At 49.8% G+C, this 22,352-nt stretch carries 17 protein-coding genes; 15 read left to right on the top strand and 2 right to left on the bottom strand.

What is annotated here, in order from left to right:
• The first annotated feature begins 104 nt into the window (after nt 1-104).
• The 3 genes from QZ375_RS01080 (at nt 105) to QZ375_RS01070 (ending at nt 6,009) form a co-directional block, all read left to right on the top strand.
• Nucleotides 105-2,432, top strand: coding sequence for a carbohydrate-binding domain-containing protein (locus QZ375_RS01080; RefSeq protein WP_295214131.1), 2,328 nt, complete (start codon nt 105-107; stop codon nt 2,430-2,432).
• A gap of 151 nt (nt 2,433-2,583) precedes the next feature.
• Nucleotides 2,584-5,214 (top strand): cation-translocating P-type ATPase, encoded by a 2,631-nt coding sequence (locus QZ375_RS01075; protein ID WP_295214130.1) that lies wholly within the window; start codon nt 2,584-2,586, stop codon nt 5,212-5,214.
• A gap of 351 nt (nt 5,215-5,565) precedes the next feature.
• Complete coding sequence (locus QZ375_RS01070) at nt 5,566-6,009, top strand: hypothetical protein (protein WP_295214129.1); 444 nt, start codon at nt 5,566-5,568, stop codon at nt 6,007-6,009.
• Between the two features lie 250 nt (nt 6,010-6,259).
• Here QZ375_RS01070 and deoD read toward each other — a convergent pair whose 3' ends face one another.
• A complete protein-coding gene (gene deoD / locus QZ375_RS01065) occupies nt 6,260-6,964 on the bottom strand; it encodes a purine-nucleoside phosphorylase (RefSeq protein WP_295214128.1) in 705 nt (234 codons plus the stop codon).
• A gap of 12 nt (nt 6,965-6,976) precedes the next feature.
• A complete protein-coding gene (locus QZ375_RS01060; protein WP_295214127.1) occupies nt 6,977-8,398 on the bottom strand; it encodes a polysaccharide biosynthesis C-terminal domain-containing protein in 1,422 nt (473 codons plus the stop codon).
• Between the two features lie 535 nt (nt 8,399-8,933).
• Here QZ375_RS01060 and QZ375_RS01055 point away from each other — a divergent pair.
• The 12 genes from QZ375_RS01055 to QZ375_RS01000 all read left to right on the top strand — a co-directional run.
• A complete protein-coding gene (locus QZ375_RS01055) occupies nt 8,934-9,131 on the top strand; it encodes a hypothetical protein (protein WP_295214126.1) in 198 nt (65 codons plus the stop codon).
• Nucleotides 9,132-9,380: 249 nt separating this feature from the next.
• Complete coding sequence (locus tag QZ375_RS01050) at nt 9,381-9,878, top strand: RNA polymerase sigma factor (protein ID WP_295214125.1); 498 nt, start codon at nt 9,381-9,383, stop codon at nt 9,876-9,878.
• Complete coding sequence (locus QZ375_RS01045) at nt 9,865-10,761, top strand: hypothetical protein (protein ID WP_295214124.1); 897 nt, start codon at nt 9,865-9,867, stop codon at nt 10,759-10,761. Before QZ375_RS01050 ends, QZ375_RS01045 begins: the two co-directional genes overlap by 14 nt.
• Before the next feature lie 372 nt (nt 10,762-11,133).
• Nucleotides 11,134-12,546 carry a sugar transferase gene (locus QZ375_RS01040; RefSeq protein ID WP_295214123.1) on the top strand — a complete coding sequence of 471 codons (1,413 nt, stop codon included), beginning with the start codon at nt 11,134-11,136 and terminating at the stop codon, nt 12,544-12,546.
• Nucleotides 12,543-13,619 (top strand): mannose-1-phosphate guanylyltransferase, encoded by a 1,077-nt coding sequence (locus QZ375_RS01035; RefSeq protein ID WP_295214122.1) that lies wholly within the window; start codon nt 12,543-12,545, stop codon nt 13,617-13,619. The genes QZ375_RS01040 and QZ375_RS01035 overlap by 4 nt, the downstream gene beginning before the upstream one ends.
• 350 nt (nt 13,620-13,969) lie before the next feature.
• The gene (gene gmd / locus QZ375_RS01030) at nt 13,970-15,004 is read left to right on the top strand and encodes a GDP-mannose 4,6-dehydratase (RefSeq protein ID WP_295214121.1); all 1,035 of its coding nucleotides are present in this window, start codon (nt 13,970-13,972) and stop codon (nt 15,002-15,004) included.
• Between the two features lie 145 nt (nt 15,005-15,149).
• Complete coding sequence (locus tag QZ375_RS01025; protein ID WP_295214120.1) at nt 15,150-16,301, top strand: glycosyltransferase family 1 protein; 1,152 nt, start codon at nt 15,150-15,152, stop codon at nt 16,299-16,301.
• A complete protein-coding gene (locus tag QZ375_RS01020; protein WP_295214119.1) occupies nt 16,294-17,448 on the top strand; it encodes a glycosyltransferase in 1,155 nt (384 codons plus the stop codon). The genes QZ375_RS01025 and QZ375_RS01020 overlap by 8 nt, the downstream gene beginning before the upstream one ends.
• A complete protein-coding gene (locus QZ375_RS01015) occupies nt 17,445-18,392 on the top strand; it encodes a GDP-mannose 4,6-dehydratase (protein WP_295214118.1) in 948 nt (315 codons plus the stop codon). Before QZ375_RS01020 ends, QZ375_RS01015 begins: the two co-directional genes overlap by 4 nt.
• 18 nt (nt 18,393-18,410) lie before the next feature.
• Entirely contained in the window at nt 18,411-18,851 is a 441-nt protein-coding gene (locus tag QZ375_RS01010; RefSeq protein WP_295214117.1) for a hypothetical protein, read from the top strand.
• Nucleotides 18,852-19,311: 460 nt separating this feature from the next.
• Nucleotides 19,312-19,974 carry a collagen-binding domain-containing protein gene (locus QZ375_RS01005; protein ID WP_295214116.1) on the top strand — a complete coding sequence of 221 codons (663 nt, stop codon included), beginning with the start codon at nt 19,312-19,314 and terminating at the stop codon, nt 19,972-19,974.
• Nucleotides 19,880-22,352, top strand: a 2,473-nt coding sequence (locus QZ375_RS01000; RefSeq protein WP_295214115.1) for a choice-of-anchor A family protein, incomplete at its 3' end; no start/stop codon positions are given. The genes QZ375_RS01005 and QZ375_RS01000, both read left to right, overlap by 95 nt.

Here is a 22,352-nt window from a genome sequence, read left to right as displayed (position 1 = left end):
TTTTCACGTAATTTCCATAAAAACATGGGATAATTGGAACATAGAAAGAAAAATGGAAACACGCTGGGGAATTGGGTACACTATAAAAAAGAGGAGTTTTACACATGATGAAAAACAACTTTGGGGTACCGGATGAGAAAGGTAGCGTGCGGACAATGCAAAAGAAAATTTTTTCCTGGGCAATGTGTATGGCGACGGCTGCAATGTTGACTTGTACCGGATGTGCTCAGAACGATACGCAGACGGCGGACAGCGCAGGCAATGCGGTGACAGAGTCTGTCGCAGAGGAAAATACAGAGAACACGACAGAGGACAGTACCAATGTAGTCAGCGGCGAACCGCTTTCTGCCGTACAGTCGGGCAATCTGGGTGTGACTGCCGATGAGGACGACCTTTGTGGTACGTATGACAGCTTCGATGGGGAAATCATTCTGAAAGACGGCGCTACAGTTGTTTCCGGCGGCAATGCAGATGCCATTACAGTGGACGGCGATCAGATCAGCATTACCACCGGCGGAACATACCGCCTTACCGGAACACTCACCAATGGTCAGGTGTTGGTGACTGGTGCGGAAAAGGTAAAGCTCTATCTGGACAGCGTGCAGATCACCAACACTGCCGGTCCGGCTCTGGTATGCGTCAATGAGAAGCGCACCATTGTTTCTCTGGCAGCGGATACGAAAAATATTCTGGCGGACAGCGCTGCAAATGCCGCATATCTCATTGATACTCAGGAAATCGATCCCTGCGCTTTGTATGCACAGGATAAGCTAACAATTAACGGTGCTGGGTCACTCAGAGTCAGTGGAAACAGTGCAGACGGGATCATCTGCAAGGATGACCTGAAGCTGGTAAGCGGAAAAATAACAGTGGACGCTGTGGGAAACGGCGTGAAAGGCAAGGACTGCGTGGCAATGTTTGGGGCAGAACTGGATGTGACTGCCGGAAATGACGGCATCAAATCCACGGAGACTGCGGATACCACAAAGGGCTTTCTCCAGCTGGAGCAGGGCAATGTTTCTGTGCAGGCAGGGGGCGATTGTCTCCAGGCGGAAACACTGGTGTGGATCCAGAACGGCACTTATGTCCTCACCAGCAGCGGTACGGCTGTAAATGCGGAGACTGGTGAGGCAAACAGCGCAAAGGGTGTACATTGCAGCGGTGATGTGGAGATCACCGGCGGCACGATTACCATAGATGCGCCTGAGGACGGGGTACATTGTGCAGGTGTTTTTGATATGCAGGACGGTACAGTAGATGTGACCAGTTCCCAGGATGGCATTCAGGCAGACGGCGATCTGCTGCTCTCCGGCGGCACAGTCAGTGTTGTCACCACTGGCGAAGTGACTGTATCGGCACAAGATGATTTCGACGGCGGTATGCACGACGGTTTTGGCAGACAGATGCCGGACGGAGAAATGCCTCAGATGCCAGGCGGGCAGAGACCCGATGGAGCTGCACCGGAAATGCCAGGGGGACAAGTGCCTGCCGGCGAAAATGGTGATGCAGCGCAGACTGTCTATGGTCTGGTGCCGGCGGTGAACTGGAATGCTGACACCCTGACAGATACGGCAGATACTGCGGATACCGCAGCAACAGAAAATGCCACCAGCAAGGGTATCAAATGCGGCGGCAACCTGACACTCAGCGGCGGCAGCTGTACCATTGTTTCCACAGACCATGCAGTTCATGCCGCAGGAACAGCCCTGTTTCATGGCGCAGATCTGGACATCACCTCGGACAACAAGGGCATCAGTGCCCATGGTGATCTGACGATCTCTGACGGCAACATTACTATACAGAAGTGCACGGAAGGCATCGAATCCAAGGCGAATATGACCATTAGCGGCGGCAATGTTCGTATTCTGAACGCTTCTGATGATGGGCTGAACACCGGCGGCACTGGGGAGAGTCATGCCATGACCATTTCCGGCGGCTATCTGTATGTCTGCGCCGATGGGGATGGTCTGGATTCCAACGGTACTTGGAATATGACCGGCGGCACAGTGATCGTATGCGGCCCTGTCAGCGGCGGAGACGGCTCATTGGATGCCAACGGCGCCATGACCTACAGCGGCGGCACCCTGCTGGCGCTTTCCAGCCGGGGCATGATGGAATATCCTGAAAGCGGTTGCCTTGTTGCCACCAATTGCAGTGTTTCCGCCGGGGATTCCATCTGTATTGTGGGTGAGGACGGAACTGTGCTTGCTGCGGTGACAACGCCCAAGGAAGTTTCGGATGTGATCTTTGGTATCGGCGATACGTCCGCAGAGGCGTTTACTATTATGGTGGGCGGCACTTATAACGGTACGTATAACGAGGACGGCTTTGGTCAGGGCGGCACTGTCACCGGCGGTACGGAGGTGACAGCAAACGGCGGCACTGGCAGTATGCAGGGTGGTATGCAGCCAGATAACGGCACGATGCAATAATTTGACAGTTTGAAGTAGTCTTCTTGGATAGATGAAGTGCGCACAGAGGGAGTTGTCTGTGCGCATTTTGTCGTATGAATACCTTTTGGTCATGCTTTTCCCTTGTCCGGCATATACATGTGGCAAAACACTGTAGAAAGAGGGAATCTCTATGCCCGGTCTAACCTCCAAACAGGCGCAGGAACGGCTGCGCCGGGACGGTGAAAATGAGCTTGCTGCCGCTGCAAAACTGCATCCCCTGCGGATGTTCCTCGGTCAGTTTCGTGATGTCATGGTCATGATCCTGCTGGCTGCCACTGTAGTTTCAGCCTTTCTCGGAGAACTGACGGATGCTGTCACCATTATTCTTATTGTGCTCCTGAATGCGATTCTGGGCTTTTTGCAGGAATTTCGCACGGAGCAGACTCTGGAATCCCTCCGGAATCTCACGGCACCCACTGCCGCTGTCTGCCGTGATGGGAAATGGCAGACCATTCCGGCACGGGAACTGGTCTGCGGCGATGTCATCCGTTTGGAAGCCGGCGATAATGTTCCGGCAGATGCAGCACTGACCAGTGCTGCCGGGCTTGCCGTCAACGAGTCCATTCTCACTGGTGAATCTGAAGCGGTCTCCAAACAGGCAGGCAGCCCAGAGGATACCCGGAACGACCTGCACAAGAAAAATATTGTCTATGCTGGCACAGCAATTCTCCGGGGAAGTGCCGAAGCGACAGTGATTGCCACGGGTACACGTACCCAGATGGGGCAGATTTCCACCATGCTTCAGGATGTCCAGCAGGAAATGACGCCTCTGCAAAAACGCCTTGCCGGTCTGGGAAAAGTAGTGGCACTGCTTTGCCTGGGCGTTTGCGCTGCCGTATTTCTTGCCGGGGTGCTCCGGGGCGAGCCGGTGTTTGATATGCTCATGACAGGCATTACCATTGCTATTGCGGCTATTCCCGAGGGACTCCCAGCAACTGTGACGATTGCTCTGGCACTGGCAGTCAGTCGTATGATGAAGCGCGGCGCATTGGTAAATCGTCTCCATAGCGTGGAAACGTTGGGCTGTGCCAGTGTGATCTGCTCCGACAAGACCGGAACGATTACGGAAAACCGCATGACTGTGACGCATGTCATTGCCGGCGGCGAGGAATTCTCCGTCACAGGAACGGGTCTTCAGATGGCAGGGGCAATTTTGCAGGAAGGTCATGGAGTAAACCCGGCATCAAAGCCGGCACTCCGGGAACTGTTTACTTGCGGCGCATTGTGCAGTACGGCAGAAATTCACAGCGAAGCCCCACAGAAATCCCAGCGCAACCGCAGCGCACGGACTGACCGTGGTACCTGGAGCGTCACAGGAGATCCCACCGAAGTGGCATTGCTGGTGGCAGCGGAAAAGGGCGGCATTTCCCGGAAACAGCTGCTGCGTGCCCATCCGGTGCAGCGCATGGAGCCTTTTGATAGTGAAACACGCCGCATGTCTGTGACAGTTTCTGACGGCGCAGGAACTTGTACCTATTGGAAGGGTGCAGCGGATTGTATCCTGCCCCTGTGCGGTTTTCAGATGGAAGGCGGTAGAGTTGTGCCTTTGACAGAACCGGAAAAGGCTGTGATCCGTCGGCAGGTGTTGACGCTGTCTGACCAGGCGCTCCGGGTGCTTGCCTTTGCGAAACAGGACGGCAGCGCCTGCATTTATCTGGGACTTGCAGGAATGCTGGATCCTCCCAGAGAAGCCGCACGGACTGCCATCCGCACCTGTGCACGGGCGCAGATCCGCACGGTCATGATCACTGGCGATCACAAAAATACTGCCACAGCAATTGCAAAACAGGCAGGGCTGCTTCGGGGCAAAAAGGCAATGACCGGGGAGGAACTGGACGCTTTGACCGATGCCCAGTTGGATGCCTGTCTGGATCAATATGCCGTTTTTGCCCGGGTGAATCCAGCGCATAAGCTGCGGCTGGTGCGTGCCTATCGCCGCCGAGGTGAGATTGTCGCTATGACTGGAGACGGTGTGAACGATGCTCCGGCGATCAAAGAGGCAGACGTAGGTGTGGCGATGGGGCAGAGCGGTACAGATGTGGCACGCCAGGCGGCAGATGTGGTGCTTACAGACGATAATCTTGCTACGCTGGTGGATGCAGTGGAACAGGGACGCTGCGTCTATGCCAATATCCGGAAGTTCGTGCGGTATCTGCTGTCCTGTAATATCGGCGAGGTGCTTACTATGTTCCTTGGGATCCTCATGGGAATGCCTGTGGTGCTGCTGCCTACCCAGCTGCTTCTGGTGAATCTGGTGACAGACGGTCTGCCGGCAATTGCTCTGGGACTGGAACCGCCGGAACCGGAGGCGATGCAGAAACCGCCCAGAAAGCCGGATGAAAGCTTTTTCTCTGACGGGCTTATGGGACGGATCTTTTTCCGGGGTATTCTCATTGGTATCGGTACGCTGGGTTCTTTTTCTGTTGTAGCAAGTATGGGCGGCACACTGGAAGCCGCACGGACAGCGGCATTGTGCACGCTGATCTTGTCACAGTTGGTACATGTGTTTGAGTGTAAATCGGAGCAGCGCACATTGTTTTCCATGCGTTATGGCAATAACCTGTGGCTGGTGGGGGCTGTATTGGTATCTTTGGCGGTACTGGCTGCGGCAATTTATGTGCCAATGCTTCGGGTGATCTTTTCCACTGTGCTCTTGACGGGGCAGCAGCTTGGGATCGCTGCTGGCTTTTCTCTGGCAGTGCCCCTGTGCAGTTCTATATTCGGGCTGTTTTCAGGGAAGCGGAAGAAGAGGGATTGTTGAAGGTATCATTGCAACTGTGACAGAAAGTGCCGGGCGAACAAAGTTCGCCCCTACAATGGTCGCCCTACATTTTGCGGATAATCATGATAGGCAAACATAGGGGCGCTCCAAAAATTTGCGAAATTGTAAATCATATGCCATTTATGTCGTTGAAAGACTCGTAGGGCGGGGGTTTGCTCCCACCGCATCCTCCTCCAAAACCTTCGAAAAATGTCGTCAAAGGTACAAAAAACATTCTGCCGTAAAAAAATCTTGACATCGACCTTTTCCCTATGCTATAATAAAACCGGACAGGGGAGGGCACCCATTACAAAAAACAGCGTCCGATACCAAAGAAGGAATCATCCTGTTATGAAATGTATAACTGTCATGGATTTGCAGGGAAATGTATACGAACCGACCTATCCGAAACGGGCAAAAGGTCTTGTGAAAAAGGGACGGGCACGGTTTGTGGATGAAAATACCATCTGTCTGACGTGCCTGCCCGGTGAACGGGAGGAAACCGTTATGATGTCTAACAGCGAAACAAAAGCGCCCATGAATCTCACTGCGGCGCAGATCTTCGAGGAACTGAAACAGATCCGGGAGGATACTTCCCATATTACACTTGCCATGGAAAAGCTGGAAAAGGTGCCGACGACTTCGGAGAACGAAGCCTGCCTGGAAAAGATCGCCGCTATCCAGAAGATCGTGCAGGAACGGGAAGAGACCAATCAGGCGCTCATCCGTCTCTATGAAAAAATGTATGATGATGTGTATTACACCTCGGAACAGGAGACAGATGCCGACGCATAAATCGGAACTGCACTTATCATGAAACAAAAAACCGCTCTGTAACCCCATTTTATCGGGATACAGAGCGGTTTTTTCTTATCTTTTTTCTTAGAGCCTGTTTAGTATCTTGTCGTGCATGGATTTTTGAGTGAATTTTCGCTGATTTCAAGGCGAAAATTCGCAGGCGGGCTGTCGCCCGGCAAGAATTTTTAACGCAGAAAGCAGTAAAATTCACCGAAAAGACATGTGCGAAAAGATGCTGAACAGGCTCTTACATAACAGCCGTTTCCAGTGCCAGATGCATCATGTCAGTGAAGGAGGTCTGCCGTTCTTCCGCAGTGGTGGCTTCACCCCGAAGGGGACAGTCAGACACAGTGACAATACAGAGCGCCTGCTTTCCGGCAGCGGCGGCATTCATATACAGTGCAGCGGCTTCCATTTCTGTGGCAAGCACGCCCATTTTTGCCCATTGGGGTAAGGGGCTAGGTTCGTTGTAGAACACATCGGTGGAGAGCAGATTCCCCACGTGTACGGGAATATGCAGTTCTTTTGCCGCAGCCGCAGCCGATGCCAGCAGTTCGTAGGATGCAATGGGGGCATAAGTGCCGGGGAGATGATACTGTGCAGCATAGTTGGAGTCGGTGCACGCCGCTTGTCCCAGTACTACATCACGGAGCTGGACGTGATCTGCCACACCTCCGGCAGTGCCCACACGGAGAATGCGTTCCACATCATATTCGTGGTACAGTTCGTAGGAATAGATGCCGATGGATGGCATACCCATGCCGCTGCCCTGGACGGAAACAAGCACGCCGTGATAAGTTCCCGTGTAACCATACATCCCACGGACAGTGTTGTAGCAGACTGCATTTTCCAGAAAATGCTCTGCAATGAATTTTGCCCGGAGCGGATCTCCCGGCATGAGAACGGTTTTTGCAATGTCGCCTTTTGCGGCGGCGTTGTGTGGTGTTGCCATAGAAATATCTCCTTATTTTTTGCGTTTCAGCTGTGCCAGCGTCTGAGTCACGGCGCTGAAATTGTACAGTACCATGAATACGAATCCAACAGCCAGTATGAGGATCCACATGGGCGGTTCTTCTACTACGATAATGCCCAGCAGGAACAGCATGGCGGTGTTGGCAGCAAATTTGGCGTGGTTCACCGGGAATGGCACATATTTCCGGGCATCCACAATGCGGATGCAGTAGCAGACAAAATAGCTGACAAAGGTGGCGATGGCTGCACCCATAATGCCCCACATGTGGATCAGAATGATGTTCAGTACAATGTTCACTGCCGCTGCCACAAGGCTTGTCCAGAAAGAATGGGTGGTGTGCTGGGTGGCAGAGTAGACACTGCTGAGGAATTGGTTAAAGCACATAAACAGTACACCGACAATGAGTACCGGCGTATACTGATATGCCGTGGCATACTCGGGATAGGTATCGGAGTTGATGAGGATATTAGACAGGAGCTGTACAAAGACGATCAGCCCGGCACTGGCAATGAACATAAAAGATTGGTATGCATCAAATACCCGATGGTAGAACCGACTCCGGTCACGGGAATTATTTTCCTCAATGGCGGACATGTTCCATGCCTGAAAGAAAATGGTGGAAATGGTGGAGATCAGGTTCGGGATCTTGGTAGAAACGCCGTAAATACCGGCAGCAGTTTCACCCACCAGACCGTCCGGGCCGGACATATACCGGATGAAAAGCCGGTCGGAAAAGCCAGTGATCAGCCATAGCAGTGCTGACGGGATCAGGGGTATGGAAAACCGCAGCATGGTGTGCAGCATTTTTCGATCCATATAACGAGGACGGAAGAATTTTTGCAGTCCTGCCACTGCCCACAGGAAAATACCTGACAGCAGGTCAGACAGGATGACAGAGATCATAAAGCCGGTGACACCTAGATGGAATCCGGCAATGAATGTCACGTTGAAAATAAACAGGGTCAGCGTGGCGAGAATGCCGTCCATGGCGAAAAGCTTCACCAGACCACGTGCCCGGACAAATTGCGAGGCGATCTGCCGGAAGCCTGAGGTGATACAGTAGATCACCAGCAGAATGACATATCCTTCCGTATAAGGCAGCAGATTCAGCAGAGGGGACAGCAGGATAAGAATGCCGATGCCGAACAGCTCTGTGATACAGGCAGAAGTAAAGACCTTTCGGTTGTCGAAGTTTTTGTCGATGCCATAGCGGATGACAGCGTCTGCAATGGAGAATGTGATAATGGGAATCAGGAAATTTGCCGTCAGTTCCAGCAGTTCCTTGGTGCTGTTGTCTCCCGGATTGATATTTCCCGTATAAAGCCGGGTCAGCAGCAGGAGCAGGATCTTGGAGCCAAAGGAACCAATGGCAAAGACCAGCGTATTGAAAACGAGCTTTTTGTATTTGTTCATGAAAGACCACCTTATGTTTTTTACAATGGGGATTTGATTTGGAATCAGGAGTTAGAGTCTGTTCAGTATCTGGGCGTGCGCAGATTGCGCAGTCAGATTTTTTGGGAGATGAAGTGAAAAACGGAGGAAATCCTTTGTGGATTTCCGAGTATTTTCGCAAAATCTCCCAGAAAAGATGCAAGCAAGATGCGTGCGAAAAGATGCTGAACAGGCTCTTAGGGCAATACCGTCACTCCTCATTTCTGACGCCACATTCTTTATAATTGTATTATAACATAAAATTCTCCAAAAGAAAACGCTTTTTTTTGAAAGTCTTGAAGAATGCAAAAAATGTAAAAATTGCACAAAACAAATGAATCGATTTTGTGCAAATATACAAAACGAAAAAAGTTTTTTGGAAATGCAACATTTTGGTGTTCTGAATTGTATCCATTATGAAGGGATTTTTCCAGACCGTGAAGAACGGTTTCCGGAATTCACATCAAGTATGCCACAGTATCCGCTGCGGAGACGGCAGAAGGGACAGCATCTGTGCATGGTGCTGGCAGTCACCGCTAAGGCTTCAGAAGGGATGCGCTCACCAGCGCAGAAGCCAGACACCGGATGCAGCCTGGAATATGCGATGCGAATTTCGCAGAAAGGTGATTACTTGTTTTTTCTATTTCCTCCAGTTGCTGTGCCCGGAGCCGTATGCACCGGCTTCGGCATCATAGCGATTATTTTTGATCCGTGAAGGGCGGATCTTCGGGCAATATGCCATGGTATAGTAAAATCCTGTGGAATATTGTCAAATGTCAATATCGGTCGATCTGATTATTTTGTTTTGCAGATCGACACAATATATACATATCATGTTGATAAAAATGCGATATACTAAAGAAAAGGGGAACGGGTTCTGACGAAAAAAGAAGGCAGAACCGAAAAATTGTACCGGAACGGGATTTCGGGCAAGTTTTGTTGGAAAGCGATAGGAGGCGTTTTCATGCCGCAGGACGAGATGGCTTTTGCGCAGTTCTACGCACGGCATGTAGATACGGTATATCGTGTTTGTTACATACGGATGAAAAATCAGATGGATGCGGAGGATCTGACGCAGGAAACATTCTTGCGTGCCATGGGTCAGCCCCAGCTCTGGGCGGATGAAAAACATGCACGGGCGTGGCTGATCGTCACAGCTTCGAATCTTTGTAAAAATGCGCTGCGGCACTGGTCGCATTCCAAGCGTGAGGAGGTCGAGGACTGGGAGTCTGCCATGGGGACATCAGAACCACCGGATCAGGATTCTGCCGTATTGTCGGCAGTGATGGATTTGCCGGATCAATATAAAACAGTCGTGTACTTATTTTATTATGAAGGGTATTCCGGAGCGGAGATTGCCGGGATGCTGGGAAAAAAAGAGACAACAGTCCGTTCGCTGCTCCATCGCAGCAGAAAGTTGTTGTCTAAGTCGCTGGGAGGTGAGCTGGATGCCGAATCATGAAGAACAAATGGAACGCCGACTACTGCAGGCACTGGAACAGATAAAGCCGGATGAAGCGGCAAAGGATCGGATGTACCTGGAGATCATGCGGCGTGCTGCATCACAGGAAACAGTGAAAAAACGTCCGTGGTATCTTCGTTGGCAGACCTCTGCTGGAATCTGTACCGCAGCATTGGCATGTGTTGTTGTTGCGGCGGCATCCTTGCATGGAAGAATGCCTCAGGGCGGGACAGAACAGCTTCAGGTGGTGACGCCGGAGACTGTGACGACTGCCGCAGTCTTTGAGGAAACTGTTTCTACAGCATCGGAAGATCAGATGGAACACCAAACAGAGACAGTGACTGTGGTACAGTCTGATACAGAAGCGGCGCAGACGAAGACCGCAGCTTCTGGCGCAATCGATGTAGTGACTGAATCGGTAACAGTACAGGAAGAGAACCAGGCAGCAGTGACCGGGCAGGTGCCTGGACAGGTGCACCGTCAGACCACAACAGCTTGTGCGGCGGTGACAACAGCGGCAGAGACAACGGCAAAGTCTGGGGGGGCAATTGCATCGGCTCAGGATCCACCTACAGATCCGGTAGAAACGACAGCACTGACAAACAACACTGACATGCCGGAAACACATACGGATATACCTATCCGCCAGAATATTTATTTGTACTATAAGCTCACTTGGAACGGTATTCGCTATGATACCCAGTATGCAGAGACTACCGGAAAGGAATTAGAGTACTTGGGATACGGTGTGACCAGCGGTGCAGAAGCAGACGGAACGTATACGGTTCTGATCTACGCCATGGAGGGTATTGATCCAACACAGCAACTTGCGATACAGTATGCTGGTGAAGACGCCTATTATATTTTCACTGTTGCACAATAACGGTGCGGTGATCTTGTGGGATTTACCCATAGGGAAAAATGAAAAAATGACAACTCGTTATCGACGTCACGATCTGCCGTGGCGTCGATTTTTTGGCAATCATATCAGAAGGTACGTTTTTAGGATGAACCTGAAAACAGCAGAAACCGTTTTTCTGCACAGTTTCCGCTGCTATTTTGTTCGCTCAGCCAAAAATCCCATGAAAAATGCCGGAAAAGCTTGACAGCATAGCGGCTGTTCTGCTATAATAAAGGCGTATGCTGTACTCTTATGGAGTACGGCACTGCCGACAGATGCCGGCAGATCCTTTGGGAAAGTGAGATGTGCCGGCATGGTCGCTTTTTACAGCGGATATGCCGGTGCCTTTACCATATGATGAACAATAACCGAGATCAATTCAAACGGATCTTTTCATTTTTTGCGGCAGTTCTGCTGGTGGGTCTGTATGCCGGCGGCTTCGCATGGGTCTGGTATCACAGCTACAGCGATGCGATTCTGTTGCCCTTCTATCGGCGGGGCAACTGGGTGATGATCCTGATCTATGCGGTGCTGGTACTGTTGTTTGCAAAATCTTTCGGTGGTCTGAAGATTGGCTATCTGAAGCGAACAGATATGTTCTATTCCCAGACGCTCTCCATTTTTTGTGTGAATCTGCTGACCTATTTTCAGATCAGTGTAGTGAACCGTGATTTTTCCGCTATATTGCCCATGGTGATTCTGACTGGTGCGGATCTGATCGTGCTGGTTTTGTGGATCGTTCTTATCAACAAGCTTTATTTTCATATTTATCCCCCTCGGAAACTTGTGGTCATTTATGGCGACCGCAATGCAGCGGAACTGGTGCTGAAAATGAGCCGCCGTGTGGACAAGTATATGATCTGCGAATCCGTCAGTGCAGATGCAGAGCCGAAGCAAATTTATGATGCCATTGAACGTTATGAGGGTATTATTCTCTGTGAGGTGTCGGGTGCTCAGAGAAACGATCTGATCAAATATTGTTTTGCCAAAAATATACGGGCGTATATTGCACCGAAAATTTCGGATATTATTTTAAGAGGTGCAGAGGAGATCCGGCTCTTTGACACGCCGCTGCTGCTCTGCCGCAATTATGGCCTGACTTTTGAACAGAAGCTGGGAAAACGGATCTTTGACCTGGTGTTTTCCGTAGTATTTCTGGTGCTGCTGTCACCCTTTATGTTGTTGTCCGCCATTGCCATTAAGCTGGATGACGGCGGTCCGGTTTTGTTCAAGCAAAAGCGCCTCACCATCGGCGGCAGGGAATTCTATGTGTATAAATTTCGCAGTATGGTGGTGGATGCCGAGAAAAACGGTCCCCAGCTGGCAAAAGAGGATGATAACCGCATTACAAAAGTGGGACGCTTTCTGCGGAAATGCCGCCTGGACGAGCTGCCTCAGCTCATCAATATTTTCCGGGGAGAGATGTCCGTGGTGGGACCCCGACCGGAACGTCCTGAGTTGGCACAGGAATACGAAAAGACCATGCCGGAATTTGAGTTTCGGCTTCACGTCAAGGCAGGGCTCACAGGCTATGCCCAGGTGACAGGGCTGTACGATACCCTGCCCTATGATAAGCTGAAAATGGATTTGATGTATATTGAGAATTACTCCATTTTTTTAGATTTACGCATTATTCTGATGACTTTGAAAACTGCCCTGTTCCCCGGCGAGACCAATGAGGAAGCAAATGCTCACGATGTACAGGAATTGCTGCATCAGGAATATATGGAGCAGATGCAGAAGCAAGATAAAGGAGATCAATCATGAAGATTACAGCAGTGATTATGGCTGGCGGCAGAGGCGAACGCTTCTGGCCAAAGAGCCGTACCAATTATCCGAAGCAGTTTCTCTCTCTGACCGAAGACGGGGAAACCATGATTCAGAAAACCGTAAAGCGGCTTCTGCCCATAGTGGCTATAGAGGACATCTTTGTGGTGACTAACGTTAGTTATGCAGCATTGGTGCAGGAACAGCTCCCGTCTCTTCCGGCGGAGAATGTTCTCACAGAGCCGTGCGCACGCAACACAGCACCGTGCATCGGTCTGGCCGCAGCGGTGATCCGCAAGAAGTACGGCGAAGCTATGATGCTGGTGCTGCCGTCAGATCACCTGATCCGATATGAAGAAATGTACATTGATACTCTGCGCCAGGCAGTTGCGGTGGCAGAAAAGGATGAGAATCTTGTGACCATCGGCATTACGCCCACCTATCCGGAGACAGGCTATGGCTATATCAATTTCGCACGGGATACTGCGCTTGAGATGCCAGGCGTGTATCGGGTAGAGCGTTTTGTGGAAAAGCCGGATCTGGAGACGGCAAAGGAATATCTGGCGTCCCACCGTTACCTTTGGAACAGTGGTATGTTTGTATGGAAAACCTCGTCTATTCTGGCGAACATCCAGAAGCTTATGCCGGATATTTATGACGGTCTGACCCGGATCGAGGCGGCTGTGGGTACGGCGGATTATGAGAGCGTGCTGGAGGCAGAGTATCAAGCATTCCGCAGTGAATCCATCGACTTCGGTGTGATGGAAAAGGCGGAGAATATTTACACCTTGCCGGGCAGCTTCGGCTGGGATGATGTGGGAAACTGGCTTGCAGTGGAGCGCATCAATGCCACCAACGAGTACGGCAATTATATTGAGGGCGATGTTATTACCATCGGCACAGAACGCAGCACGATCTGCGGCGGAAAGCGGCTGATCGCAGCGGTGGGTATAGAGAATCTGATCGTAGTGGATACAGATGACGCTGTGCTCATTTGCGCAAAGGACAGCACACAGGACGTAAAGAAGGTTATTGAGAATCTGAAGATCTGTAACCGGAATCAGCTGGTGTGAGTAGAATTTGAAAAGTAGGTTTTGTTGCAAACGTCCCACCGGGACGTTTGCAAGGCTTTACTGGATAAAACGGTTTTACAAGGCGGGGCGGTCTTGTTCGCCCCGCCTCGAAAAAGCTGTCGCTTTTTCTCACCACCTTCTCCGCAGCGCAAAAAGATGCGCTGGAGTGTTTCGCCGTCTGCGGACGGCGACCAGGGCTTTCGCAGCCCTGGACCTGCGCCAGCTGTGCTCAGCTGGACCAGCATGATGAGCAACCTTTTTGAAAACGGATAAGAAACTTTTTTCCCGTTTTTAATATCAAAAATAGAATCTCCCCGGAATCATTTCCGGTGAAAGGAAAGGAATTTATTATGAGTAAACATGCACTGATCACAGGTATCACAGGACAGGACGGCTCTTATCTGGCAGAACTGCTGCTGGAACAGGGCTATGAAGTATACGGTATTATGCGTCGGAAGAGCGTTGTGGATTATGGCAACGTGGAACACATCAAGGACAAGATCCATTTTATTTATGCTGACATGACTGATGTCATCTCCCTGATCACAGCTATGCGTATTTCTCAGGCTGATGAGGTTTATAACCTGGCTGCACAGTCCTTCGTTGCTACCAGCTGGGAACAGCCTCTGGCAACTGCTGAGATCGATGCTCTGGGCGTTACCAATATGCTGGAGGCCATCCGTTCGGTAAAGCCGGAATGCCGCTTCTATCAGGCATCCACTTCCGAAATGTTCGGTCTGGTACAGGAAATGCCCCAGACAGAAAAGACTCCTTTCTATCCGAGAAGTCCGTACGGTGTGGCAAAGCTGTATGGTCACTGGATCACCAAGAATTATCGTGAGAGCTACGATATGTTCGCTTGCTCCGGTATTCTCTTCAATCATGAGTCTGAGCGCCGTGGTCTGGAATTCGTAACCAGAAAGATCACTGACGCAGTGGCACGCATCAAGTTCGGCGTACAGGACTGCGTAGAACTGGGCAATATGGATTCCAAGCGTGACTGGGGTCACTCCAAGGACTATGTCCGTGCGATGTGGCTCATGCTCCAGCAGGACAAGCCGGATGATTATGTGATCGCTACCAACGAGACACGTACTGTCCGGGAATTCGTGGAAACTGCTTTTGCACATGCAGGCATCACAGTAGAGTGGCAGGGCTCTGGTGTGGATGAGATCGGTATCGACAAGGCTACTGGCAAGACTATTGTCAAGGTCAATAAGAAATTCTTCCGTCCGGCAGAAGTGGATGTCCTCCTGGGCAATCCGGCAAAGGCAGAGTCTGTTCTGGGCTGGAAGCGTGAGATCTCCTTCTCGGATCTGGTAGAGCGCATGGTGAAGAATGACCTGGCGCTGGTAGAACATGAACTGAAGTGTCAGAACGTGTAAAATAATGAGAAATTAGGAGTTAGGAATTAGGAATGTCGGTATTGCCTTGCGGCAATGGATTATAATCTGTGAGCGCAAGCGAACACCATCATTCCTCATTCCTAACTCCACATTCCTAACTGGATTTGAATGGAGTTGAAAAAGGTTGCGTATTGCATTTGATGTACTGCCGCTCATTGGCTGCCGGATGACGGGAATCGGTTACTGCGAAGCCGGACAGATCCAGGCGCTGTCCAAGCTGCACCCGGAGGACGAATTTCTGCTGCAATTTTTCTCCCGCAAGGACGAGCATATTAAAATTGAACGGCTGAAACCGTATCTCCGGGATAATGTTAAGCCCCATTGGGCGAAGGCGTCGGGCTATGTCTATCGGCTGGTGTCCAACTTTCTGCCTGTGTCCTATCAGCATTATTTCGGGGATAAAGCGCAGGTGACGCACTTTTTCAACTATATCGTACCGCCGAAGGTCGCTGGGAAAACCGTTGTCACAGTACACGATATGGTGTACAAGACCTTTCCGGAAACAGTTCGGGGCAGAACGAAGTATATGTTGGATACGGGACTGAAAAAGTCCATGAAACGTGCCGATCGCATTGTGACGGACTCGGAGTTCTCCAGGCAGGAAATCATTCGCTATTTCCCACAGTTTGCAGACAAGATCCGTGTAGTATACTGTGGCGTGGACACGAACCGATTCCATCCCGTAGAGGATGCAGCCCGAATCGATGCGGTGAAGCAGAAATATGGAATCGACCGGGAATATTTCCTGTATCTGGGGACGGTAGAGCCGAGAAAGAATCTGGAACGGCTCATGGATGCTTATCATCAGTTTTGTCAGGGAAAATCCCAGCCGCCTTATCTGGTGCTTGCCGGCGGAAAGGGCTGGCTGGACAGCGGTATTTACCAAAAAGTAGACGAACTGGGGCTGAAGACGTCGGTGCTGTTTACGGAATATGTACCGGATGAGGAGATTTGTCCTCTTATGTGCGGTGCATTGGCATTCGTGTTCCCGTCCATTTATGAGGGATTCGGACTGCCGCCCCTGGAGGCAATGGCGTGCGGTGTGCCTGTGCTGACGACCCATGCGGCTTCGCTGCCGGAGGTAGTAGGGGAAGATGCTGTTGTGGCAGACCCTTATGACATCGGCTCTATTGCAGATGGATTGGAACAGCTGTATACAGACCCGGCGCTGCGGCAGAAATTGTCCGAAGCTGGACCGAAACGTGCGGCACAGTTCTCCTGGGAATGTTCTGCCCGGCAGCTGTATGAGGTATACCAGGAGGTCTGCGGTGGCTGAGCAAGAGAAAAAACTGCATATTTTGCAGGTCAATAAAGCATATTATCCCCATATCGGCGGCATTGAAAGCGTGGTGCGTGTTTTTTCCCAGGAGATGCAGGATCGTGCCGAGGTAAAGGTGCTGGTCTGTCAGGAAAAGGGCAAGGGGGAGGATCGTGTGGTAGAAGGGGTTTCCGTCCACTATGCCTCCAGTCTGGGAACGTATTTCTCCTGTCCGTTGTCCTTTTCTTTTCTGCGGAAATTCCGGCAGATGGCGAAATGGGCAGATGTGGTGGAGATCCATGTCCCCTTTCCCCTGGCAGATCTGGCGTGCCTGCTGTCGGGATACCGCGGCGCTGTTGTCATTGCATGGCACAGCGATGTGGTGCGGCAGAAAACACTGCTCCGGTTTTATAAACCGCTGCTCATGCGGTTTCTGCAGCGTGCGGATTGTATTATAGCTGCAACGCCGGGACATATCTCCAGTTCACCTTTTCTGACGCAGTTTCAGGAAAAATGCCGGGTAATCCCCTATGGCATAAACGTGGAAACCTATCGAAGTGTAGAACGCAAGCCCATTCTGAGGCAGATACAGCGGAATCCAGACACGGTACGCATCCTTTTTGTGGGACGGTTTGTGTACTACAAGGGAATTGAGGTACTCTTGCAGGCGTTCCGGCAGGTCAACGGATGCGAGTTATTTCTGGTGGGGCACGGCACTGAGGAAATGGAACAGAAGCTGCACCACATGACAGAAACAGACGGCACAGCGGAGCGTGTGCACTTTCTGGGAAATCTCTCCGAGGAGGATCTGCGGGCTGCTTTTGCGGACTGCGACATATTTGTGCTGCCGTCTGTTGCAAACAGTGAGGCGTTCGGCATTGTCCAGCTGGAAGCCATGGTTTATGGCAAGCCGGTTATCAATACATCCCTGCCCACAGGCGTACCCCATGTGAGTCTGGACGGCGTCACAGGTCTCACTGTGCCGCCGGAAGATGCGGATGCTCTGGCGAAAGCTATGCAGCAGCTGGCAGATGATCCGGTGCTTCGGGAGACATACGGCAAAGCAGCGGCAGAACGGGTAGAACAGGAATTCAACGAGAAAAACGTGGTGGATGAAGTATATGCCACGCTGGAAGAATTTGCGGAAAGGCGGCATGGAAAATGAAAGCACTCATTATTGGCGGCGGTGGATTTGTAGGCCGTTATCTGGCGGAACATCTGATACAGGACTGCGGCTGGGAAACCATCCTGACCAAGCTGCCACAGGAGCATGTTTCGGTTGCCGGATGTCAGGCGTATAACCTGGATATTCTGGATCGTGATGCGGTACAGGCACTGCTGGTGCTCCAGCGGCCGGACGTGATCTTTCATCTGGCGGCGCAGAGTTCTGTGGCATATTCCTGGAAAAATCCTCAGCTGACAGCAGATATCAATATTCACGGCTGTCTGAATGTGCTGGATGCCGTCCGGGGTGTGGAAGGATATCAGCCGCATATCCTGTTGATCGGTTCTGGAGAAGAATATGGTGCATTGCCGAAAGGCACAAGCATTGTGCGTGAGACCACGCCGGTGTATCCGGGAAATCCCTATGCCATTACAAAGCTGACTCAGAATTTGTTTGGTTCGCTCTATGCCAAGGCATATGGGATGCATGTGGTCATGGTACGTGCTTTTAACCATGTGGGACCGGGACAGACACCCCAGTTTGTGGTGGCAGATTTCTGCAAGCAGGCGGCGGAAATTGCAGCAGGCGTGCGAGAACCGGTCATGCGTGTGGGCAATTTGTCTGCGGCACGGGATTTCACCGATGTGCGTGATGTGGTGCGTGCCTATGGACTGCTGATACAGTATGGAAAATCCGGAGAGACATACAATGTGGGAAGCGGCAAAGCAATTGTCATTGAAGAACTTCTGAAACGAATCATTGCCCAGAGCGGTGCGGAAATTACGATAGAGGTTGACCCGGAAAAGCTGCGCCCGGTGGAAATACCGGTAATTCAGGCGGATATTTCCAAATTGCAGGCAGATACCGGCTGGATGCCGGAAATTCCCCTGGAACAGACCATTGGGGAGACCCTGGCATACTGGAAATCCAGGATCGGACAGTGAACAGAGGAGGCGGAATTTATGGCACAGCTGGAAGAACTGTTGGAACATGTAAAAACGGGAGAGATTTCCGAAGAACCGGGTTATGGTGCACCGTCGGATGCCTATGCAGAGGGCGAATGGGAAGAGCAGCGCATTAAGAGCTGGCCACGCCAGATCCACACATTTGGTCTGCGGCAGAATCAGATCAATCGGGGCACGGCGGCGAGACTGCGTGCCTTGGAGATCCAGAACCGCACGCTGGAGATCAAGATCCAGCGGTTGGAGGAACAGATCGAAGCTCTTACGGCGAAGGAAAGGAAGATTCTGGGACGTGTGGCAGCGGAGATGGATACAATGCAGGCAGAGATCAATCGGCTGCGGCTGTCTACACAACTGAATAGCAATGCACTGGATCGGATTCTGAGAGCACCTCAGGAAAACGAAATGCCGGAAACTGCGGCAGAAGAACCAGAGGCATAGTGTAAATTCAAATAGATCGTAATGAGAAGCAATGGTGTTGATTTGTCGACACGATTGCTTCTTTTTTGTGCTCTGAATGGTGAAGTGTTTTTATTCCCTTAAAATGGGCAAATAAAAGGGGTAAAATTGCTTGACTCCGGTCAGTATTCTATACTTCCGGTTTCAATGTTAAAAATGCTCAATTTTAGCAAAATTATGGGATAAAACTATGTAAAATATACAAAATATATGGGCTTATTTTTCAGATAATGCCATCTTGTCATTTTATATGAAATGTGCTATAATAGTAACACCAGGATAAAAAAGCTCTTTTAGGTTTTGCTGCGGAATGCTGCAATTGGACAGAATGATTTGGCATCAGGGGTCAAGATCCTGGATGAAATTCGATGATTCTGGCAATGACGCATGGCGTATGAGTCGGAATATACCTGCATATGGTGAAAGGTGAGGTGACACATTTATGAAAAAAATGAGAAAAAGAGTTGCCGGAATCGTTGCGGCGGCAGTGATGGCAGTGACAGGCGTGGTGTTTGGACTGCCGGCGAATGCGGCGAAGACGGTTTCGAATCTGACAGGCACAAATGAAACAGAAGATGTTACATTGCTGATCGGAGAGAAAAGTTCGCTTCGTGGAGAAACCGTAGAGCAGACGATTCAGAATGTCAACGATGCATATGCACTGGGCATTGCTTCGCAGTTCTGTGTATTCCTGGATGGTGACTTTACGGAGTACGATTCGGATGCAGAAGGCCGTGTGGCAATTGCAGGTGATTTTTATTTTAAGGATCAATACAGCAGCTATGCAATGGGTAAGGGCGATTATTTGCATCATGTGAATCTGAAAGATTTGCTGAATGATACAGGTTATGCCAACGTCATTATGGGCGGCACTGTGAAAGCAGGACAGATGGATGATACATATTTTGGCCCTGATGCAACGAAGGACAATGAAGATATGTATAATGCCGGTAATGCTAATAAAACAGGTGACAGCGGCAGAAGAATCGTCATTAACAGAGAAGACGTGAATGCGGATGATCTGGGAGATAATATTCCGGAAACCACGGGCGCTGAATGGAAAAAAAGTGACCCGGTCGCAGGTTTATGCAACGGAGTTGTTTGATTTTGAGGAACAGTTTGCGCTTTTGAAAGAACGAAGCAAAAAGATGTCCAAGATGAAAACCAAAACAACTGTGACAATTGAAAATGGCAAGGCCATATTTGATGATTCTGCATATGCTGGACAGAAAAAGGAATCGGTTGTTTTCAATTGTACAGCAGAAGAATGGAGTAAGATACAAAATTGCGGTGCCTTTAAGTTTACAAACATTCCCGAGCTGCCGGAGTCTCGTAAAGTCATTACATGGGAGAAAAACTATGTAGACTGGGACTATGCTTATATTATCATTAATGTAGACGGTACAGCGGTGACAGTAGCCAATGATAATGTAAGGACGTCAATTAACGGTATTAAAATTTCTACAGATGATGGTGCATATAACAATCACTATGGTGTTAGCAGTTTATTGTATAATTTTTATAATGCAACTTCACTGAAACTGGGGAAAAACTTTCAGGGTACAGTTTTTGCACCAAATGCAAATGTAACAGATGGAGATAATGGACGTGGACATCTTTCGGGTGCATTGATTGCCAAAAGTTTTGAGGGCAGTACAGAATTCGGATATCGTCCTTATGACATCCTCGGCGCATCAACCAGCTATACCATAGACCTGAATAAAGTCGATGCCGCTAGTAAGTCGCTGGCAGGCGCAGAGATCAGCATGTATGAGAAAAATCCTGAGTCTGGAGAATGGGAACTGATGAGCACACGACTGACACGGGACAGTGCCATTCAGTTTACTATTGGTGATGAGACACCGGATAAAGCCACAACGCTGCAGGAATACTATTATATTGAAGAGACAAAAGCACCAGACGGCTATACAAAATCACCTCAGCGGTATTATATTGATTATGAGGAAAAATACGAATCGTTGAAGGTGGAGAATGGAGACAGTACTTTTGTTCCTAAAGAGGTAAATATTACCATGTATCCGGTTTCCATGGATGGCACAAAGCCGGATTCGGGTAAAACATATACTGTGACCATGGGATATGATGTCACAGGGAATGAAATCACCGAAAAGACATTTACGTATAGGGTGGATAAGGAGAATGATTACAAAAAGTATACTTTAACGAAAGAGGGTAAAGCGTGGAAATATGAGGGCAAGGCAATCGGTACCGCAGCTCGTTTCGATGATACAACGATCCCTGGTATGCGTATTGACACGAAAAATATGACCATTTATCCGCAGCTGTTAGCACCGGGCGCAGGAGAACCGGCAAATCAGGATGCGATCCCGAAAATCGACAACACTCAGGTGTTTACCATCAAAAAGGTGGACGAATCGGGAACACTTTTGCCGGGGGCAACCCTGGAACTGACAGAAGTTGTAAAGGACGGAACGGAAACTGCTATTAAAGCCTTTCAGGGTAAAGAGGCATCCCAGTCCTTGCTGCTCGGTACGGATATTCAGGTGGCAACAGACCGTGTTACTTATTATGTACTGAGGGAGAAAGAAGCGCCGAAGGGCTATGAAGTGGCAGAACCCATCTATTTCTATGTGACAAAGGCTGAAAACAACCTCTATACCTTGTACTATACTGAAGCTGCAGAGGACGGAAAGCCGGATTGGACGAAGGCTGTTGAAAGCAAAAACACGGTGCTTTCTATGGTGGATGTGAAGATCACTGGTGCAAAGGTGACTTTGCAGAAAATCGATAGTGAAAGTAAGGATATCATTACCGATGCGGAATTGTCCCTTTACCGGGCAGATGATACAAAGGTCTGCGATTGGGACGGTGAGACAAAAGTATCCGGATTCTTGGAGCCAGGTGTATATTATATTGTAGAAAAAACCGCACCAAAGGGCTATAAGAAGGATCTGGAAGGACAGAAGATGTATTTTACTGTAAATGAAGATTTTTCTGTACAGTCTGGAATGCCGGAGTATGTTAGTGTGAAAAATCCGAGCAACAACCAGGTGGATGAATTTGGTGCAGCATATGCAAATGCAAAAATCACCAAAATTGAAGTAGATGTTTCTTCTATAAATGGAGACTCTCATGCAATTCAATTCAAGTCGGTTGGAGATTCTACGGATTTTACGGAGAATCTCATGGCAGGCACGAATACATTTATGCCATCTGATTATTCTTTTGGTGAAAATGGCAGAATGAAGATCACATTCTGGAATGCAAACATTAATGAGATCCGGTATTATACAGAGTCGGATTCTGAAAATGTATCGCATCTGGAAATTACAGATGGAGATACAGTTACAATTGCAGTTCCAAATGAAGTAGATGATACAATCACAACAGAAGATACAACAACCAGCACGACAACAGAAGATACAGCAACGAGCACGACAACAGAAGATACAACAACGACTACGACAACCAAGGCTACCACAACAACAGAAGTGAATACAA

Source organism: Ruminococcus sp., assembly GCF_019417665.1.
GTDB lineage: Bacteria > Bacillota > Clostridia > Oscillospirales > Ruminococcaceae > Ruminococcus_C.
Note: the sequence above shows the minus strand (reverse complement) of the source record. Positions and strands in the feature narration are given on the sequence as shown.